Origin of the sequence: Chromobacterium rhizoryzae, assembly GCF_020544465.1 — a bacterium.
In the GTDB taxonomy this organism is placed as follows: domain Bacteria; phylum Pseudomonadota; class Gammaproteobacteria; order Burkholderiales; family Chromobacteriaceae; genus Chromobacterium.
On the sequence record NZ_CP066126.1, the window covers coordinates 333,943 to 352,521 of the forward strand.

General features: G+C 65.3%; 18 protein-coding genes. 14 read left to right on the forward strand and 4 right to left on the reverse strand.

Annotated elements, in window-relative coordinates:
• Positions 1-162: 162 nt before the first annotated feature.
• The 4 genes from leuS (at position 163) to JC616_RS01445 (ending at position 4,855) form a co-directional block, all read left to right on the forward strand.
• Positions 163-2,781 (forward strand): leucine--tRNA ligase, encoded by a 2,619-nt coding sequence (leuS, locus tag JC616_RS01430; protein WP_227106372.1) that lies wholly within the window; start codon positions 163-165, stop codon positions 2,779-2,781.
• An 82-nt stretch (positions 2,782-2,863) separates the two neighbouring features.
• The gene (locus JC616_RS01435) at positions 2,864-3,424 is read left to right on the forward strand and encodes an LPS-assembly lipoprotein LptE (RefSeq protein WP_107801126.1); all 561 of its coding nucleotides are present in this window, start codon (positions 2,864-2,866) and stop codon (positions 3,422-3,424) included.
• The gene (gene holA, locus JC616_RS01440; RefSeq protein WP_107801125.1) at positions 3,405-4,409 is read left to right on the forward strand and encodes a DNA polymerase III subunit delta; all 1,005 of its coding nucleotides are present in this window, start codon (positions 3,405-3,407) and stop codon (positions 4,407-4,409) included. Before JC616_RS01435 ends, holA begins: the two co-directional genes overlap by 20 nt.
• Before the next feature lie 56 nt (positions 4,410-4,465).
• A complete protein-coding gene (locus JC616_RS01445; protein WP_107801124.1) occupies positions 4,466-4,855 on the forward strand; it encodes a YidB family protein in 390 nt (129 codons plus the stop codon).
• A 258-nt stretch (positions 4,856-5,113) separates the two neighbouring features.
• Here JC616_RS01445 and JC616_RS01450 read toward each other — a convergent pair whose 3' ends face one another.
• A complete protein-coding gene (locus JC616_RS01450) occupies positions 5,114-5,626 on the reverse strand; it encodes a YcnI family copper-binding membrane protein (RefSeq protein ID WP_227106373.1) in 513 nt (170 codons plus the stop codon).
• A 207-nt stretch (positions 5,627-5,833) separates the two neighbouring features.
• Here JC616_RS01450 and JC616_RS01455 point away from each other — a divergent pair, with 207 nt between their 5' ends.
• The 3 genes from JC616_RS01455 to JC616_RS01465 all read left to right on the forward strand — a co-directional run bounded on the left by JC616_RS01455 (position 5,834) and on the right by JC616_RS01465 (position 9,091).
• Positions 5,834-7,840: a prolyl oligopeptidase family serine peptidase gene (locus JC616_RS01455; RefSeq protein WP_227106374.1), complete on the forward strand. Its 2,007-nt coding sequence runs from the start codon at positions 5,834-5,836 to the stop codon at positions 7,838-7,840.
• The gene (locus JC616_RS01460) at positions 7,821-8,282 is read left to right on the forward strand and encodes a YiiD C-terminal domain-containing protein (protein ID WP_227106375.1); all 462 of its coding nucleotides are present in this window, start codon (positions 7,821-7,823) and stop codon (positions 8,280-8,282) included. Before JC616_RS01455 ends, JC616_RS01460 begins: the two co-directional genes overlap by 20 nt.
• A gap of 182 nt (positions 8,283-8,464) precedes the next feature.
• A complete protein-coding gene (locus JC616_RS01465; protein ID WP_107801121.1) occupies positions 8,465-9,091 on the forward strand; it encodes a hypothetical protein in 627 nt (208 codons plus the stop codon).
• An 876-nt stretch (positions 9,092-9,967) separates the two neighbouring features.
• Here JC616_RS01465 and JC616_RS01470 read toward each other — a convergent pair.
• From JC616_RS01470 to uraH, 3 genes are all read right to left on the reverse strand, one after another.
• Entirely contained in the window at positions 9,968-10,417 is a 450-nt protein-coding gene (locus tag JC616_RS01470; RefSeq protein ID WP_107801411.1) for a hypothetical protein, read from the reverse strand.
• Between the two features lie 386 nt (positions 10,418-10,803).
• Positions 10,804-12,060 carry a urate hydroxylase PuuD gene (locus tag JC616_RS01475; RefSeq protein WP_227106377.1) on the reverse strand — a complete coding sequence of 419 codons (1,257 nt, stop codon included), beginning with the start codon at positions 12,058-12,060 and terminating at the stop codon, positions 10,804-10,806.
• 33 nt (positions 12,061-12,093) lie between these two features.
• Positions 12,094-12,447 carry a hydroxyisourate hydrolase gene (gene uraH / locus JC616_RS01480; protein ID WP_107797751.1) on the reverse strand — a complete coding sequence of 118 codons (354 nt, stop codon included), beginning with the start codon at positions 12,445-12,447 and terminating at the stop codon, positions 12,094-12,096.
• A 177-nt stretch (positions 12,448-12,624) separates the two neighbouring features.
• Here uraH and JC616_RS01485 point away from each other — a divergent pair, with 177 nt between their 5' ends.
• The 7 genes from JC616_RS01485 to JC616_RS01515 all read left to right on the forward strand — a co-directional run bounded on the left by JC616_RS01485 (position 12,625) and on the right by JC616_RS01515 (position 18,577).
• The gene (locus JC616_RS01485; protein WP_227106379.1) at positions 12,625-13,365 is read left to right on the forward strand and encodes a GntR family transcriptional regulator; all 741 of its coding nucleotides are present in this window, start codon (positions 12,625-12,627) and stop codon (positions 13,363-13,365) included.
• A 17-nt stretch (positions 13,366-13,382) separates the two neighbouring features.
• On the forward strand, positions 13,383-14,321 hold the full coding sequence (puuE, locus tag JC616_RS01490; RefSeq protein WP_227106382.1) for an allantoinase PuuE: 939 nt from the start codon (positions 13,383-13,385) through the stop codon (positions 14,319-14,321).
• Positions 14,312-14,824 (forward strand): 2-oxo-4-hydroxy-4-carboxy-5-ureidoimidazoline decarboxylase, encoded by a 513-nt coding sequence (uraD, locus tag JC616_RS01495; RefSeq protein ID WP_227106384.1) that lies wholly within the window; start codon positions 14,312-14,314, stop codon positions 14,822-14,824. The genes puuE and uraD overlap by 10 nt, the downstream gene beginning before the upstream one ends.
• Before the next feature lie 24 nt (positions 14,825-14,848).
• Positions 14,849-15,466 carry a LysE family translocator gene (locus JC616_RS01500; RefSeq protein WP_227106385.1) on the forward strand — a complete coding sequence of 206 codons (618 nt, stop codon included), beginning with the start codon at positions 14,849-14,851 and terminating at the stop codon, positions 15,464-15,466.
• A 58-nt stretch (positions 15,467-15,524) separates the two neighbouring features.
• Positions 15,525-16,565: an allantoicase gene (alc, locus tag JC616_RS01505; protein ID WP_227106387.1), complete on the forward strand. Its 1,041-nt coding sequence runs from the start codon at positions 15,525-15,527 to the stop codon at positions 16,563-16,565.
• A gap of 42 nt (positions 16,566-16,607) precedes the next feature.
• Positions 16,608-17,111, forward strand: coding sequence for an ureidoglycolate lyase (locus JC616_RS01510; RefSeq protein ID WP_107797757.1), 504 nt, complete (start codon positions 16,608-16,610; stop codon positions 17,109-17,111).
• Between the two features lie 110 nt (positions 17,112-17,221).
• Entirely contained in the window at positions 17,222-18,577 is a 1,356-nt protein-coding gene (locus JC616_RS01515) for a nucleobase:cation symporter-2 family protein (protein WP_319792913.1), read from the forward strand.
• The last annotated feature ends 2 nt before the right edge of the window (positions 18,578-18,579 follow it).

The window sequence follows — 18,579 nt, forward strand, 5'->3', positions numbered from 1 at the left end:
GAGCCGGCCAAGCATTTGTTTTTTTGGGGTCTTATCGCGGAAGCGAAGACGCCGTTATAATGGGGGCAACCTTTTTGCGGACGGGCTATCCGGAGCGGAGCGCATCACTGGCGCCTCCGGGCAGCCCGCCTTTTGTATTTCAGAGTCCAGATAAAGATCGCCATGCAAGAACAATACAGCCCGCGCGCGGTGGAAGCCGCCGCCCAGCAGAAATGGCAGAAGACTGCCGCTTTCAAAGCCGTGGAAGACGCGTCGCGTCCCAAATACTACGCGCTGTCGATGTTCCCCTATCCGTCCGGCAAGCTGCACATGGGCCATGTGCGCAACTACACCATCACCGACGTGCTGGCCCGCTTCAAGCGTCTGCAAGGCTTCAACGTGCTGCAGCCCATGGGTTGGGACGCCTTCGGCCTGCCGGCCGAGAACGCCGCGATGAAAAACGGCGGCGCGCCGGCGGCCTGGACCTACGCCAACATCGAATACATGAAGCAGCAGCTGGACAGCCTGGGCTTTGCGCTGGACTGGGAACGCGAGCTGGCCACCTGCAAGCCGGACTACTACCGCTGGGAACAGTGGCTGTTCACCCGTTTGTTTGAAAAAGGCGTGATCTACAAGAAAAACGGCGTGGTCAACTGGGACCCGGTGGATCAGACCGTGCTGGCCAACGAGCAAGTGGTGGACGGCCGCGGCTGGCGTTCCGGCGCGCTGGTGGAAAAGCGCGAAATCCCGATGTACTACTTCCGCATCACAGACTACGCCGAGCAGCTGCTGGCGGATTTGGACAAGCTGGACGGCTGGCCGGAACAGGTCAAGACCATGCAGCGCAACTGGATAGGCAAGAGCTTCGGCTCCGACGTGGCCTTCGCCTACGACGAAGCCAGCATCGGCCACGCCGGCCAGCTCAAGGTCTACACCACCCGTCCCGACACCCTGATGGGCGCCACCTATGTGGCGGTGGCCGCCGAACACCCGCTGGCCAGCCAGGCCGCGGCCGGCAACGCCGAGCTGCAAGCCTTCATCGCCGAATGCAAGGCCGGCTCCGTGGCCGAGGCCGACGTGGCCAAGATGGAAAAGAAGGGCATGGACACCGGCCTGTTCGTCGTTCATCCGCTGACCGGCGCCAAGCTGCCGGTATGGGTGGCCAACTACGTGCTGTGGGGCTACGGCGAAGGCGCGGTGATGGCGGTGCCGGCGCATGACGAGCGCGATTTCGAGTTCGCCAACAAATACCGCTTGCCGATCCAGCAGGTCTACGCGCCGGCCAGCGGCGAAGACAACTTCGACGCCGCCGCCTGGCAGGATTGGTACGCCGCCAAGGACGACAGCATCCGCACCGTGGGCAGCGGCAAATACGACGGCCTGAACTTCGCCGCCGCCTTCGACGCCATCGTCGGCGATCTGGAAGCCAAGGCCTCCGGCCAGAAGAAAACCCAATACCGCCTGCGCGACTGGGGCATTTCCCGCCAGCGCTACTGGGGCTGCCCTATCCCCATCATCCACTGCCAGAGCTGCGGCGACGTGCCGGTGCCGGAAAAAGACCTGCCGGTGACGCTGCCGGAGAACGTGATTCCGGACGGCGCCGGCTCCCCGCTGGCCAAGATGCCGGAATTCTACGAAACCAGCTGCCCGAAATGCGGCGGCGCGGCCAAGCGCGAAACCGACACCATGGACACCTTCGTCGAGTCCAGCTGGTACTACGCGCGCTACGCCTCGCCCAAGTGCGACACCGCGATGGTGGACAAGAAGGCGGCCGACTACTGGCTGCAAGTGGACCAGTACGTGGGCGGCATCGAACACGCCATCCTGCACCTGCTGTACGCGCGCTTCTTCCACAAGCTGATGCGCGACGAGGGCCTGGTGTCCAGCGACGAGCCGTTCAAGAGCCTGCTGACCCAGGGCATGGTGGTGTGCGAAACCTTCTATCGCGAACTGCCCAACGGCGCCACCGACTGGATCGCGCCGCAGGACGTGGTGCTGGAGCGCGACGCCAAGGGCAAGATCGTGGCCGCCAAGCATCGCGTGGACGGCCTGCCGGTCGTGGTGGGCGGCATCGAGAAAATGTCCAAGTCCAAGAACAACGGCGTGGACCCGCAGGAATTCATTGAAAACTACGGCGCGGACACCGCCCGCCTGTTCATGATGTTCGCCGCGCCGCCGGAGCAGAGCCTGGAATGGTCGGACGCCGGCGTGGAAGGCGCGTTCCGCTTCCTCAAGCGCTTGTGGAAGGCGGCGAACGAGCATGTCGCAACCGGCCTGGCGCCGGCTTACAGCGGCGGCGAACTGAGCGCCGGCCTGAAAGACCTGCGCTTCAAGCTGCACGCCACCATCCAGAAAGTGGCCGACGACTACGGCCGCCGCCAGCAATTCAACACCGCCATCGCCGCGGTGATGGAACTGCTGAACACCTACGACAAGACCGACACCTCCGGCGACGCCGGCCGCGCCGTGGCGCAGGAAACGCTGGAAGCCGTGACCCTGTTGCTGTCCCCCATCGTGCCGCATATCTGCGACGCGTTGTGGAACGCCTTGCGTCCGGGCAGCGAATTGCTGCAACAAGCTTGGCCGAAAGTGGACGAGAGCGCGCTGATCAAGAGCGAGATCGAACTGATGGTGCAAGTGGGCGGCAAGCTGCGCGGCAGCGTCACCGTGGCCGCCGACGCGGCCAAGGACGCGATCGAGGCGGCGGCGCTGGCGCATGAAAACGTGCAGAAGTTCATGGAAGGCAAACCGGCCAAGAAAATCATCGTGGTGCCGGGCCGCCTGGTCAACATCGTGCTGTAAACCGGCGTGGCTTAGGCTCCGGGTCGCGGATCGCGCCCCGGGCCGGGCCAGGCAAGCATTGTTTCCCGATAAGGAATCGCGAATGAGACTTTCCCTGCAATGGCTGTGGCTGGCGCTGCTGGCCCTTACGCTGAGCGCCTGCGGCTTCCACCTGCGCGGTCTGGGCGGCCCGATGAAGCCGCTGCCGTTCGCCTCGATGTATTTCGACGGCGGCAACACCGCGGTGGCCGGCGACGTACGCACCGTGCTGGCGCGCGACCCGCGTCTGCAAGTGCTGGGCAATCCCAAGCAGGCCGAGGCGGTGGTGACCATCCTCAGCGAAAATCAGTCCAAGGACATCCTGACCCTGAACGTGGGCGGCAAGATCAACGAGTACCAGCTGACTTACACCGCCGTGGTGCGCACAGTGCTGTTCGGCGTGCCGGTGGAGCCGGACATGACGGTGGTCGTGCGCCGCAGCATGAACTACTCCGACAGCGCCATCCTCGGCAAGGAGCAGGAAGAAGCGCTGATCTGGGCCGATGCCCGCCGCGACGCGGCCGAGCAGATCGTGCGCCGGCTGGCCTATCTGAAAAAGCCGGCCGCCGCGCCGCTGACCGGCCCGCAAAGCCTGAAGCCCGCCGATGCCCAGCCTAAGCCCTGACGCGCTGATCGCGGCGCTGGGCAAGGGCCTGGCGCCGCTTTACCTGATCCACGGCGAGGAAGCGCTGCTGGCGCTGGAAGCCGCCGACGCGCTGCGCCAGGCGGCGCGCGAGCAAGGCTATCAGGAGCGAGAAGTGCTGACGGTGGAGGCCGGTTTCGATTGGTCGCAATTGCGCGACGCGATGAGCAGCGTCTCGCTGTTCGCCGAGCGCAAGCTGCTGGAAATCCGCATTCCCAACGGCAAACCCGGCACCGAAGGCGCGGAAGCGCTGCAACAGCTGGCGGCGCAGCCGCCGCAGGACACGGTGACCTTGATCACCCTGCCCAAGCTGGAGCGCGCGCAGCAGCAGTCCAAATGGTTCCAGGCGCTGGAAAAGCTGGCGGTGACGGCGGAGGCCCGCCTGGTGGGGCGCGCCGAGCTGCCCGGCTGGATCACGCGCCGGCTCAAGGCCCAGGGCCAGGTGCTGGGCGGCGAGGCGCTGGCTTTCTTCGTTGATCGCGTGGAGGGCAATCTGCTGGCCGCGCGCCAGGAAGTGGACAAGCTGGCCTTGCTGTATCCGGCCGGCGAACTGACGCTGGAGCAATTGCGCGCCGCGGTGGCCAATGTGGCCCGCTTCGACGTGTTCCATCTGTCCGAATCCTGGCTGGCCGGCGACGTGCCGCGGGTGCTGCGCATGCTGGACGGCCTGATGGCCGAAGGCGAGGCGCCGGTGCTGGTGTTGTGGTCGCTGACCGAAGACGTGCGCATGTTGCTGCGTCTGCGCCAGGGCCTGAAGGATGGGCGCAACGCGCGCGACATGGCGCGCGAACTGCGTTTGTGGGGCGACAAGCAGCGTCTGGCCGAACCGGCCTTGCGCCGCATCGGCCCGCGCAAGCTGATGACCGCGCTGGACGAATGCGCGCGCATAGACCGTCAGATCAAGGGCGTGGAAGTCGGCGACCCCTGGCAGACCATGCGCGGGCTGGCGGGCCTGCTGGCCGCTTGATCCGGCGGGACATTCACCAAGATTCGCGCCCCGTGCGCGGCAAACAGGAGAGCACCATGGCTTTATTCGATACCTTGAGCGGTTTGCTGTCCGGCGGCGCGGAAGGCGGCGCCGGCGAAGCCCTGCAAAGCTTGTTGCAACAACAAGGCGGCTTGTCCGGACTGCTGGAACAGTTTCAGCAAGGCGGTCTGGGCGAGCTGGTGTCGTCCTGGGTGGGGCAGGGCGGGAATCTGCCGGTGTCCGCCGAGCAGATCCAGCAAGTATTGGGCGGCGATCAACTCGCCGGCATCGCGGAAAAAGTGGGCCTGGACCAGGGGCAAGTGTCGCAACTGGTGGCCGAACATCTGCCCGGCCTGGTGGACAAGCTGACCCCCAACGGCCAGCTGCCGCAGGGCGATGATTTGCTGTCCCAGGGCGCGGATCTGCTCAAAGGCTTATTCCGCTGATCCCACCCATCCATGCAACAACGCCGGCCGCGAGAGACTCGCCGCCGGCGTTTTTCATGCCTTTGGCCGGCCCGCTTGCAAGCGGGATCAGGCCGGCGCAAGGAATCCGTTCCGAGAACGTGTTTACGATCTTGCGCGCTAAGGCGAGACAAGGCGAAAACCGCAGAGGAAGCGGAATGTACATAAGGCACATGAGCGTTTCCAAGGTGTACTCACCGAGCCACGTTCCACGACGCGCAGCAGATCGTAAATAGGTTCTTAATGATGATGGCCGGCCGCGCCGGCGGTCACCGTCAGCTCCGCCGCCGGGCTTTTCAAGTCATGGGCGTCCTGGCCGGGGGCCGGAATGTCCGCCCAATTGGTTTCGCCCTGTTCGCACAGCTGTTTCACCTTGAAGTAGAGCTTGCCCGGCTGGGCGGCGATCTTGGCCTGGAATACGAACTCATCGTAGAAATTGGACGGCAGCTTGCCGCCCTTCCAGGTGATGCGGCTCACATCCTCGCTCACCTTGCGGCCGTAATTGTCGAAAGGCTTGACCGCGCTCTTGCTCACCTCCACCTCCCAGCCGGCTTTCGGCATCGGCTGCGCCAGACGCACGCCCTCCGGCATTTCCACGCTGATGGCGGTGGTGGGGCTGCCGTTGCAGCCATGGCCGATTTTCAGCACGCCCTTGTAATAGCCGCCGCTGGCGGCGGTGGGCGTTTCCAGGGTGACGTGGGCGAGGGCGGAGCCGGAAGCGGCCAGCAAGGCCAGCAGGGCGATCTTTTTCATCGTAGCTCTTTGCGGATCAGGGTTAGCGCGCGTGTCGGCCATTGGCGGCGACAAATGCGAATGAGGATTAGCCGCATCAGTTTAGCGCCTGCTCATCCCCCTAGCATGCGACAAAGTGTCGCAGAGTCGGCATGAGAATAATGCAAATTGCGATGGCTTTGTCATGGCCGCTATACTGGTCGCCCGCCCAATGGTTCAGGAGTCGTCATGATGGTCCGTGCCTTATCCACCGCAGCGTTGATGATGTTGTCCACTCATGACTGTGCCGCCGGCGGCTACAGCGGCCTTGGCGCCGCCAGCGTCAGCGCGGAGGAGGTGGCGCGCTACCGCGCCGCGCCCTTGCCGGCGGAGCTGAGCCGCAAAGTGCAGAATATGCTGGACCTGCGCGCGCCCGGCGCCGGCGTGCTGTCCCCGGACGGCAAGGCCTTGTATTTCAGCTGGCGCGTCACCGGCGTGCCGCAGGTCTGGAGGCTGGACGGTCCGCAACGCTTTCCGGTGCAGCTTACCGGCGGCGAAGACGCCACCCTGATCCAGGACGTCAGTCCGGACGGGCGCTGGCTGGTGCTCAGCCGCGACCGCAAGGGCGAGGAAAATCCCGGCCTCTATCTGCAAGCCGCCGCCGGCGGCGCGCTGCGCGAAGTCCAGCACAAGCCCGGCGTGCAGACCCAGTTCCAGTTTCTCAGCAAGGACGGCCAATGGCTGTACTACCGCAGCAACGACGAGCGGGCCGACAGCTACACCCTGTATCGCTATCGGCTGGCCGACGGCCGCCGCGAGCGTCTGTTCGGCGAGCGCGGGGCCTGGAGCATCGCCGACCACCGCGACGACGGCCGTCTATTGCTGCAAAAGACGCTGAGCAACGCCAGCGCGGAATTCTATTTATGGACGCCGGACGGCAAAGCCTTGCAGCCGCTGCTGGGCCAGGGCGAGGCCGTCGACTATCGGATGGACTTCGGCCTGCGCGACGGCGAATACCTGGTGCGCAGCAATAAGTTCGGCGAATACCACCGTCTTTATCTGTGGAGCGCCGGCGTTTTCCAGGCGCTGACGCCGGAAGCGCGCGGCGACGTGGAAAACCTCAACATCGACCATGAGCGGGGCCGCGTCTACTACACCCTGAGCCAGGATGGTTACGGCAAGGCCTTGGCGCTGGACGGCCGCCGCGGCTATCGCGCGCTGAAGCTGCCGGCTTTTCCCGGCGCGGCCCAGGTCAACGTCGTCAACCTCAGCCGCGACGGCCGCTACGTCAACTTCAGCGTGGAAACCGACACTGCGCCGGCCAGCAGCCATGTTTGGGACAGCAAGCGCGGCAAACTCAGCCAGTGGCTGTTGCCGTCCGCGCCGGAACTGGATACCCGGGGCTTCGCCAAGGTCAGCCTGGAAAGCTACCCGGCGCGCGACGGCACGCCGATTCCGATGTTCGTGCGCCGGCCGACGCGCTGCGCGGCCACGCCCTGCCCGGTGGTGGTCCACTTTCACGGCGGGCCGGAGAGCCAGAGCCGGGCCGGCTTCTTGCCGCAGGCCCAGTTATTCGTCGATGCCGGCTTCATCTACGTGCAGCCCAATGTGCGCGGCTCCGTCGGCTACGGCAAGAGCTGGCTGGACAGCGACAACGGTCCGCGCCGGCTGCAAGTGCTGTCCGATATCGAAGACGCCGCGCGCTACATCCGCAGCCAGTGGGGCGCGGACGGCGTGGCGCCCAAGATCGGCGTGATGGGCGGCAGCTACGGCGGCTATTCCACGCTGGCGGCGATGACCATCTTCGCCGGCGCCTACGACGCCGGCGTGTCCAATGTCGGCATCGCCAACCTGGTCAGCTTCCTGCAAAACACCGCGCCCTACCGCCGCGCGCTGCGCGCCGCCGAATACGGCGACCTGGAGCGCGACCGCGCCGCGCTGGAGCAATTGTCGCCCATCAATCACATCGACAAGCTGCGCGATCCGCTGCTGATCATCCAGGGCGTCAGCGACCCGCGGGTGCCGGTGGGCGAGGCGCTGCAAATGTACCGCGCGATGGCCGGCAAGGGCGTGGACGGCGGCCTGATCCTGTTCCCGGACGAAGGCCACGGCGCGGCCAAACGGGAAAACCAGGTGCTGCAACTGGGCCATAGCCTGTGGTTTTTCCAGCGCCACCTCTTGGGGCAGAATGAGGGCGGCGGCGCCAAAGCCGGGCGCGCCGAATCGGGAGAACAACATGAGTCCACAGGCGCTTGAAGACTACCTCCATCAACACATCCCGCTGTCCGCCGCGATGGCGGTCCGCGTGGCCGAGGCCAGCGGCGAACGGGTGATCCTGAGCGCGCCGCTGGCGCCCAATATCAACCACCGCGCCACCGTGTTCGGCGGCAGCGCCTCGGCGGTGGCCATCCTCGCCGCCTGGTGCCTGGTGTTCATGCGCTTGCGCGAGCGCGGCCTGGCCGGCCGCGTCATCATTCACGGCAACGACATGCGCTACGACAAGCCCATCGCCGCCGACTTCCTCGCCCGCGCCGCCGCGCCGGACGCCGCCGACTGGGACAAGCTGGAGCGGGCTTTGCGGCGCGGACGCATGGGGCGCTTGCGGCTTGCCGTGGCGCTGGAGTGCGGCGGCGAAGCGGTGGGCGGCCTGAACGGCGAGTTCGTGGTGCTGCCCGGCGAAGGAGATTCCCTGCACTGAAGCCCCCCGGCGCAGCGCTATCGCTTATCAAACTTTAAATCCAATCTGAATAGCTTATTTTTTGTGCTAAAAAGAAATATCTTGTGCCGGGTTGGGTTGAGCGATAGCCAAAATAACCGCGCCCCGGCGTTGTCGGCCGCAGCCGCGCCGCAACGCCAGCGGACGCAGGCTGGGGGAGGCCGATGGCTTCAAAAGCGCAAAAAGAGCTGGAACTGGTGCTGCGTTTATTGCAGCGCAAGGGTTTGCACGCAGTGGACCGGCAGTCCTGGCCGCCGCCGCTGCCGGATGTGGGCGCCACCCTCAGCGACGGCCGGCGGATCGCTTTCGAAGTGACGGAAGTGCATGCGGACGAGCACTTGTTCGGCGGCGGCAAGGGCTGTCTGCGCGCCCGCGAAGTGCGCCAGGCGCAGCAGGGCGAGGATGCGGCGATCAGTGTGCCCAACGCGCCCATCGCCGCGATCAAATACCGTATCCAAGCCAAGTGCGTGAAGCGCTATGCGGCCAAGCCCGGCTATGAATTGAGCCTGCTGCTGGCGGCCAATATCCCGCAGTTCGGCGGCGTGGCCGCCACCACCCTGTTTCCCGCCTTCATCCAGGAAGCGGCGCTGACCGCCGCCACCCATCATCTGTTGGAGTCGTCCGCCTTCGAGCGCGTCTACCTGCATCTGATCCAGCCCGGCGTCTTGTACGAGTGGAGCAAGCAAGACGCCTGGGTGGAAATGGCCAAAACAACGGAGGAGGGCGTCCGTCCGCCTTTTTGGGCGGAACCCATGCTCGGCGGCGTCTGTTGGCAAGGCGGCGCGTCCTGAGGGCTAGGACGCGCGTTTTCATTCCGGCTCGTGTTTGCGGTAGCCGTCGTTCCACACACTCCTTAAGCGTGACGCGCAAGGAAAGGCGGCGGGGCTTGGTGGGTATCGCCTATCGGCTCCTCCCACCCTACAAATATCCCCGACCAAAGCATCCGCCGTAGGGTGGGTGGAGCGCAGCGATACCCACGCGGAAACGCGATGGGATCGATGCTTGGATCTTGGCGGCGGGGTTTGGTGGGTATCGCCTTTCGGCTCCACCCACCCTACAAATACCCCCGACCAAACCTCCTGCCGTAGGGTGGGAGGAGCGCAGCGATACCCACGCGGAAACGCGATGGGACCGATGCTTGGACCTTGGCGGCGGGGTTTGGTGGGTATCGCCTTTCGGCTCCACCCACCCTACAAATACCCCCGACCAAACCATCCGCCGTAGGGTGGGTGGAGCGCGGCAATGCCCACGCGGCAACGCGATGGGATCGATGCTTGGGTCTTGGCGGCGGGCTTTGGTGGGTATCGCCTTTCAGCTCCACCCACCCTACAAATACCCCCGACCAAACCATCCGCCGTAGGGTGGGCGGAGCGCGGCGATGCCGACGCGGAAACGCGATGGGACCGATGCTTGGACCTTGGCGGCGGGGTTTGGTGGGTATCGCCTTTCGGCTCCACCCACCCTACAAATACCCCCGACCAAACCATCCGCCGTAGGGTGGGTGGAGCGCAGCGATACCCACGCGGAAACGTGGTGGGACCGATGCTTGGACCTTGGCGGCGGGGCTTGGTGGGTATCGCCTACGGCTCCTCCCACCCTACAAATGCCCCCGACCAAACCTTCCACCGTAGGGTGGGTGGAGCGCAGCGATACCCACCGCAAGACGCTTAGCGGTTTCGCAGCCGGATGCGGCGGAAGCGCGCTTCCAGGCTGAAGCGCTGTCCCAGCGCCAGGTAGATCTGGTGCTGGCTATCGACATGGCGGTAAACCCGGACCCGGTCGGCGCCCAGCAGCATCATGATTTCCAGATAGTTGAAAAAGCCCATCCACTGGCCGCGTCCGGCGCGGTCGTCAAAATCGATGTCGCGCGCCACGCGGCTGAGCAGGCCTTTGCCGACGTATTCCCGATTGTCCTTCAGCCATTGCAACAGGTGAGCCGCGCATTCGCGGCCATAAGCGTGGTCGGCGAGGAGATCCTTGCTGGGCGTGGGCATTTGCCAGTAATGCGGGTAGGTGCGGCCGGGGCAGAAGCGGACGAAGGGCAGCAGTGCGCTTTGTTGTTCCAGAGCGTTCAGTTTGTAGCGACGGCGCGGGGGAAAGTTTTGAGGCTGTTGCATGGTGTTTCTCCTGATGAATAACACAAGATGAAGCACCTGAGCCCATTAAGAGGGAACAGGATTGGCGTCTAAACAAATCAAATCGTTGAAGCGTCGGCTCATGGGCCACCATGCGCCTGCCAAATGGCACGGCCATAGTAAAGCTGCTCACGCGGCATGCCGCGTAAGTAGAAGTTGGTAAGTAGAGGACGGGACGCCAATCCCGTGTACCGCTTGTTTTGGCGGCAACGTGGGGGATTGTTGCCGAGCGGCGGGCGGGGGTCAAGGCGAGGCGGCTTCTTCTTGATCGTTTCAAGATATCCACAGATGGGGCGGAATGGGAAAGTTATCCCCAGTCAACCCATATGGCTAAGCCGCTCGCCATTTTCAAACGGGTCGGCGTTGCGTTAGCGGCCGGGCGCCGGCCCCCATTTCGCCAGAGTCTCGCGCTCTTCCTGGGTCATCTGGGTCAAATTGGCCAGCGGCATGTATTTGGACGCCACCGCCTGCTTGATTCGGTGCGCGTTGATGAGAATCTCCTGCGCATCGTCAAACTTCAGGCCGGCCGGCGGCGCCACGAAACCGGCCTGACTGGGCGTGGCCGAGTGACAGGAGAGGCAGCGGTTTTGAATGATGGCGTGAATCTGTCGCAGACGGGCGTCGGCCGCCGTTTGCGCCGCCGCCGGTTCAGGGGCGTCCGCCGCGGCTTGCGGCGCCGCGGGCGCGGTATTGGGCGGGGGCGGCGCGGCCAATACCGCCACGCCGACCAGCAGCAGGCCGCCCAGCGCCGGCAGCAGCGGCCGCTGGCGGCCGGAGTGGCGCAGCACGAAGTATTGGCGGATCAGCGCGCCGGACAGGATGAACAGCACCATGATCAGCCAGGCGTGGCGGCTGCCGAAGGTGAAGGCGTAGTGGTTGCTGATCATCAGGAACACCACCGGCAGCGTGAAATAGGTGTTGTGCACCGAGCGCTGCTTGCCGCGCAGCCCATCCAGCGGATTGGGTTTGTCGCCGGCCTGGATGGCGCGCACCATGCGGCGCTGGCCGGGGATGATCCAGAACAGGACATTGGCCGACATGCAGGTGGCCATGACTGCGCCGGTGATCAGGAAGGCGGCGCGGCCCTGGAAGATGTGGCTGCTGGCGTAGGCCGCCAGCGCCATCAGCAGCGCCACGGCCAGGCTGAGCGCGCCGTCGCGGTTCATGTCCGGGCTGATGCGGCGGCAGAGCTGATCGTAGGCCAGCCAGCCGCCCAAGAGGAAGGCGACGGCGATTAAGGCGGCCGCGCCGCCGGACAAGGCCGCCGCCCAGGCCCAGGGGCTGGCGGGGTTGACCAGGTAGAAGGCGGGATTGAGCAGGTAGAGCAGGGAGAACAGGCCAAAGCCGGACAGCCAGGTGGCGTAGGATTTCCAGAATGACCAGTGCAGTTTGTCGTCCAGCGGGAAGGGCGGTTGGCCCAGGTATTTCTGGTTATGGTAAAAGCCGCCGCCGTGCACGGCGAACATCTCGCCGTGCAGGCCGCGCCGGGCATCGGCGGGGGCGGGCGGCGACAGGCTGTTGTCCAGCATGACGAAGTAAATCGATTCGCCTATCCAGGCGATGGCGGCGATCACGTGCAACCAGCGCAGCAGCAGGTTGCCCAGCTCCAGCAGGTAGTTTTCCATGGCGAGGTTTCCGGGTGGGGGACGGGAACAGCGTCAACTGCCGCGGTAGGTGGAGTAGCTCCACGGCGTCAGGACCAGCGGCACATGGAAGTTTTCGTCCGCCTTGGCGACGCCGAAGCGCAGCAGCACCTGATCTAGAAAGCGCGGTTCCGGCAGCTTCACGCCTTGGGCGGCGAAGTAATCGCCGGCATGGAACAGCAGTTCGTACACGCCGGCGCGCAGTTGCTCGCCTTCCAGCAGCGGCCGTTCGCAGCGGCCGTCGCTGTTGGTTGTCGCCTCGGCCAGCAACAGCCTTTGTTCTCCGTCCAGCCGGTACAACTGGCAGCGCACGCCCGCCGCCGGCTTGCCGTGCATGGTGTCCAGCACATGGGTGGTCAATTTGCCCACGGTTGTTTCTCCTTTGTTGTGCGGCCCGATCTGGCGGACCTGTTGTCGATCTTGTTGTTCGCGATGGCGATTTAAAATTGTCGACAATTTATGTTGACGATAGTGTTTGCCAACGACAATAATTGTCAACAAAATTCTGAAGGCATAGAGCGGGATATGGAAATACCGGGAGAGGACATGTTGCATTCCGCTAACGGAACGCCGGCCGCGGCGCCCAGAGCGTCCACCTTGGTGGGCGACGGCGCGCCGAGCAATGACGCCGATCGCTTGTACTGGGAAATCTTCGACGCGGTGATAGACCAGCGCTTATTGCCGGGGGTCAAGCTGACCGAGGCGGTGCTGTGCGACGCCTTCCAGTGCTCGCGCAGCAGCGCCCGCAGCGCGCTGGCCCAGCTGGCGCACGACAAGATCGTCGACATCCTGCCCAACCGCGGCGCTTTCGTCGCCAAGCCGGACGAGAAGGAAACCCGCGATGTGTTCGAGGCGCGGCGCATGGTGGAGGCGGCGATTCTGGACAAGCTGCTGGCCTTGCCCGATCTGGCCGAGCGCCTGCCGCCGATGCGGCGCATGGTGGCCGACGAGCGCGCCGCCTTCGAGCGCGGCGACCGGGTCAGCTGGATCCGTCTGTCCAACGCCTTCCATGTGCAATTGGCGCGGCTGGCCGACAACGAGGTGTTGACCGAGTTGATGCACGGCCTGTGTTCGCGCACTTCGCTGATCATCGCTTTGTACGATGTGCCCGGCCGCAGCGCTTGTTCCTTCGACGAGCATGAGGCGATTCTGGCGCGGCTGGAGGCGGGGGACCGCGCCGGCGCGGCGGCGGCGATGCACCATCATCTGGAGGATTGCGAGCGGCGGATGAAGGTGGAAACCCACCCCCATTTGGACCCGTGGACGGTGTTCAATCTTAAGCGCTGACAGCGGGAAGGATGGCCATGCAGGCGGATTATCCACGCGATTTGATCGGCTACGGCCGCGATCTGCCGGAGGCCAATTGGCCGGGCGCGGCGCGCATCGCCGTGCAGTTCGTGCTCAATTACGAGGAAGGCGGCGAGAGTTGCGTGTTGCACGGCGACGCCGGCTCCGAGCAGTTCTTGTCGGAAATCATCGGCGCGGCGGCCTACCCGGCGCGGCATCTGTCGATGGAGTCGATTTACGAGTACGGCTCGCGCGCCGGGGTGTGGCGCATTCTGCGCGAGTTTGAGCGGCGCGGCCTGCCCTTGACGGTGTTCGGCGTCGGCATGGCTTTGGAGCGGCATCCGGAGCTGGCCGGCGCGCTGGCGGAACTGGGCCACGAGATCGCCGGCCACGGCTATCGCTGGCTGCATTATCAGCAGGTGGACGAAGCGGTGGAGCGCGAGCACATGCGGCGCTGCGTGGAAGCGATCCGGCGTTTGACCGGCCAGCGTCCGTCCGGCTGGTACACCGGCCGCGACAGCCCCAATACGCGCCGGCTGGTGGCGGACGACGGCGGCTTTCTCTACGACTCCGATTACTACGGCGACGATTTGCCGTTCTGGACCCTGGTGCGACGCAGCGACGGCGGCGAGCAGCCGCATCTGATCGTGCCTTATGCGCTGGACACCAACGATATGCGCTTCGCCACCGCGCAGGGCTTCAATACCGGCGAGCATTTTTTCAGTTATCTGAAAGACGCGTTCGACGTGCTTTACGCCGAAGGGGCGGACAGGCCGCGCATGTTGTCGGTGGGCCTGCATTGCCGCTTGATCGGCCGGCCCGGCCGCTTTGCCGGCCTGTGTCGTTTTCTCGATTATCTGGAGCGTCATCCGCGGGTATGGATCTGCCGGCGGCTGGACATCGCCCGGCATTGGCGGGAGACGCATCCTTTCACCGGAGAGCGGCCATGTCCTTGACGCTGGAACGCATCAACGCCCTGCCGACGGAGCAGTTCGTCGCTGCGCTGGGCGGCGTTTTCGAACACTCGCCGTGGGTGGCGGCGCAGGCGGCCGGCCTGAGGCCGTTCGCCAGCGTGGCGGACCTGCACGGCTGCATGCGGCGGCAGGTGGAGGAGGCGGGCGCGGGGGCGCAATTGAAACTGATCCGCGCCCACCCGGAGCTGGCCGGCAAGGCCGCGCTGCGCGGGGAGTTGACCGCCGAGTCCGCCGCCGAGCAAGGCGGCGCCGGCCTGGATCAGTGTTCGCCGCAGGAACTGGAGTTGTTGCGGCGGCTGAACGCCGACTACCGGGCCCGTTTCGGTTTTCCCTTCATCCTGGCGGTGCGCGGCTATGGGCGCGCCGGCGTCATCGCCGAGTTCCAGCGGCGGCTGGCTGCGGAGCCGGAGGCGGAACGGCTGGCCTGTTTGCAGCAAATCTATCGGATCGCCGGCCTGCGCTTGGCCGAACTGATTTCTTCCTGATCCCGCGCCAAGACCGGAGCCGCCATGTCCAGCCAGATTCTTGTCATGTACTTGTTGTCCATCCTGGTGGTGATCGCCGTGCCCGGCCCCCTGTCGCTGTTCATGGTCGCCACCAGCGCCGAGCATGGCCTGTTGCGCGCCTGGCCGGCGTTTGCCGGCGGCGTGCTGGCGTCTTTGTCGCTGCTGCTTTTGTCCGCCTTGGGCGTGGGCGCGCTGATCCTGGCCTCTCCCGGTCTGTTCTCCGTCCTGCAGACGCTGGGGGCCGGCTATCTGCTGTGGCTGGGTTTCAAGACCTGGCGCGGCGCCGGCCGGGCCGCGGCGGCTCAGGGCAGCCGAAAGGCGGCGCCGGCGCAATGGTTTTCCCATGCTTTTCTGCTGGGCATCAGCAATCCCAAGGACATCGCTTTTTTCGTGGCGCTGCTGCCGCAGTTCATCAACGCCCAAGCGCCGCTGGCGCCGCAACTGGGCTGGATGGCGGCCGGCTGGGTGGCGATCGATTTATCGTGCAAGACCGCGTACGGCCTGTTGGCGGAGCTGTTCTTCCAGCGTCTGGCGGTGCTGCGGCTCGTCTTCCTCAAGGTTTCGGCCTTGTTTTTTCTCGTCTTGGGGCTGGCGCTGATTTGGGGCCGGCTGGCGGCATGAACGGCGTACGGCGCGGCCAGAGGGCGCGCGCCGACGCCATTGATAAGGAGAAAGTTTGATGGCGCTTGTCAATCACCCGGCGGGAACGGCGCTGCACGCCCCGGCGGTCGAGGTGCCGGAGTTCGCCCGGCGTTACGCCAATCTGGCCGCGGCGGATTTCGGCGCCAGGGTCCTGGCCTGTTCCGATCAGTGGTTCGCCGCGGCGGAACGGATGCTGCAAGCGTCCGAGCCGGTGTTCATCGTCGGTGAGTTCGACGATCACGGCAAATGGATGGACGGCTGGGAAACCCGCCGCCGCCGCAACGGCGGCTACGACCACGCGGTGATCAAGCTGGGCCTGCCCGGGGTGATCAAGGGACTGGACATCGATACCAGCCACTTCAGCGGCAACTACCCGCCGGCGGCCTCGGTGGACGCCTGCCGTTCGGCCGGCGATCCGGATGAAGACAGCGAGTGGGTGGAAATCCTGCCGGCCACCTCCTTGGGCGCCAGCGCTCATCATTTCATCGCCATCGACGATGCGCGCGATTGGACCCATCTGCGTTTGAATATTTACCCGGACGGCGGCGTGGCGCGTTTCCGCGTCTACGGCCAGCCCGCCTGCGACTGGGCGCGACAGGACCCGGCCGCGCTGCATGAGGTGTCGGCGCTGGAAAAGGGCGGCCGCATCGTCGCCTATAACGACGCCCACTTCGGCGTGCCCTTCCGGCTGATCATGCCGGGGCGCGGCGTGAATATGGGCGACGGCTGGGAAACCCGTCGCCGCCGAGAGCCGGGCAACGACTGGTGCATCGTCGAGCTGGGACATGCGGCGCTGGTGGACAGCATCGAAGTCGACACCGCGCATTTCAAGGGCAATTACCCGGATCGGGTCTCGGTGCAGGCGGCTTACGTTCGTCAAGGCACCGATCAATCCATCGTGACCCAAGCCATGTTTTGGGAGCACTTGTTGCCGGAGCAGAAAACCGAGATGGACCGGCAGCATTTTTACGACAAGACCATGCTGCGCGATCTGGGCGCGGTCACCCATGTGCGGCTGAACATCTTCCCGGACGGCGGGGTCAGCCGGCTGCGGATTTGGGGACGGCTGGCGGATTAAGCCGCTCGCCCTTGCCGATGGCGTTCTGTTGAGGAGCGAGGCATGAGGATTCTAAGCTTGGAACCGTTGACCAAACAGGCGTTCGCCCCGTTTGGCGATGTGATCGAAATCGACGGCAGCGATTGGTTTCCCATCAATCAGGGCAGCACTCGCCGCTATCACCGGCTGGGCCTGGTGGAGGCCGGCGGCGGCCAGCCCGGCATCAGCATGGCGCGCGGCGACGCGCATGGCCTGCCGTTGGAGATCCGCATGCTGGAACGGCATCCGCTGGGCAGCCAGGCCTTCATTCCCTGCAGCGGCGCCGCCTGCGTGGTGGTGGTGGCGCCGGCAGGCATGGGCGACCGTCCGGACGAAGACCGGATCCGCGCCTTCCTGGCGCGCGGGGATCAGGGGGTCAACTACCACCGCGGCACCTGGCACCACCCGCTGACTTGTCTGGAGCAGGTGGGCGATTTCATTCTGCTGGACCGCATCGGCGCCGGCGACAACTGCGACGAGGCCGTCTTGTCGCGCCCCTGCCTGATCAAACCGGGCGGCGCGGGCTGAGCCTGTGCCGCCTTCCCTTTTTGCTGTCAAGGAGTCGATTGTGTAATACCCGCAAGTCGCCAGGACCGCGTGTTTGAAAAAGCGGCCCGGCATCTACCAAGGAGACGAGCATGGATGGCAAGCAGACGGTGCACCCGGTGGATCAGCCCCTGCCGGCGGGCAAGCTGTTCACCCTGGGCCTGCAGCATGTGTTGGTGATGTACGCCGGCGCGGTGGCGGTGCCGCTGATCATCGGCGGTTCCCTGGGCTTGCCCAAGGAGCAGATCGCGTTCTTGATCAGCGCCGATTTATTCTGTTGCGGGCTGGTGACGCTATTGCAGTGCGTGGGCTTCCGCAGCCTGGGCATCCGGCTGCCGGTCATCATGGCGGTGACTTTCGCCGCCGTGGGCCCGATGGTGGCCATTGGCGGCAACCCGGCGCTGGGCCTGCCCGGCATCTTCGGCGCCACTATCGGCGCCGGGGTGCTCAGCCTGTTGCTGGTGCCGCTGATGGGGCGCTTGATCGGCCTGTTTCCGCCGCTGGTCACCGGGGTGGTGATCACGTCCATCGGCCTGTCCATCATCCGCGTCGGCATAGACTGGGCCGCCGGCGGCAGAGGCAACCCGGACTACGGCCATCCGCTCTATCTGGGGGTATCGGTGGCGGTGCTGGTGTTCATCCTATTGATCACCCGCTATCTGAAAGGCTTTTTCTGCAATATCGCGGTGTTGCTGGGTTTGCTGTTCGGCTTTGTCCTGGCCTTGCTGCTGGGCAAGGTCAATTTGGGCGGCCTGGGCGAGGCGGCCTGGTTCGCGCCCATCGCGCCCTTCCGTTTCGGCATGCCGCGCTTTGAGCTGTGGTCCATCCTGACGCTGACCGTGGTGATGCTGATCATCTTCGTGGAGTCCATGGGCATGTTTCTGGCGCTGGGGGAGATCGTGGAGCGTCCGGTGGACAGGGCTGCCTTGGTGCGCGGTCTGCGGGTGGACGCGCTGGGCACGGTGATCGGCGGTCTGTTCAATTCCTTCCCGCATACCTCGTTTTCCCAGAACGTCGGCCTGGTGGGCGTCACCGGGGTCAGCAGTCGCTGGGTGTGCGTGATGGCCGGCGGCATCCTGGTGGTGTTTGGCCTGGTGCCCAAGATGTCGCTGATCGTGGCCTCGATTCCGCCCTTTGTGCTGGGCGGGGCCGGCCTGGTGATGTTCGGCATGGTGCTGGCCACCGGCATCAAGATTCTGGGCAAGGTGGACTATCAGACGCAGCGGCATAATCTGCTGGTGGTGGCCATCAGCCTGGGCCTGGGCATGATTCCTACGGTATCGCCCGGTTTTTTCCGGCAACTGCCGGAGGTGCTGGCGCCGCTGCTGCATAGCGGCATCCTGTTGGCCACGGTCAGCGCGGTGGCGCTGAATGTCTGGTTCAACGGCCTGGCGCGGCCGCGGGAGACGGCGTCGTCCGGCGTCGCGCTTGGGGAGGCCGCGCATTAGCG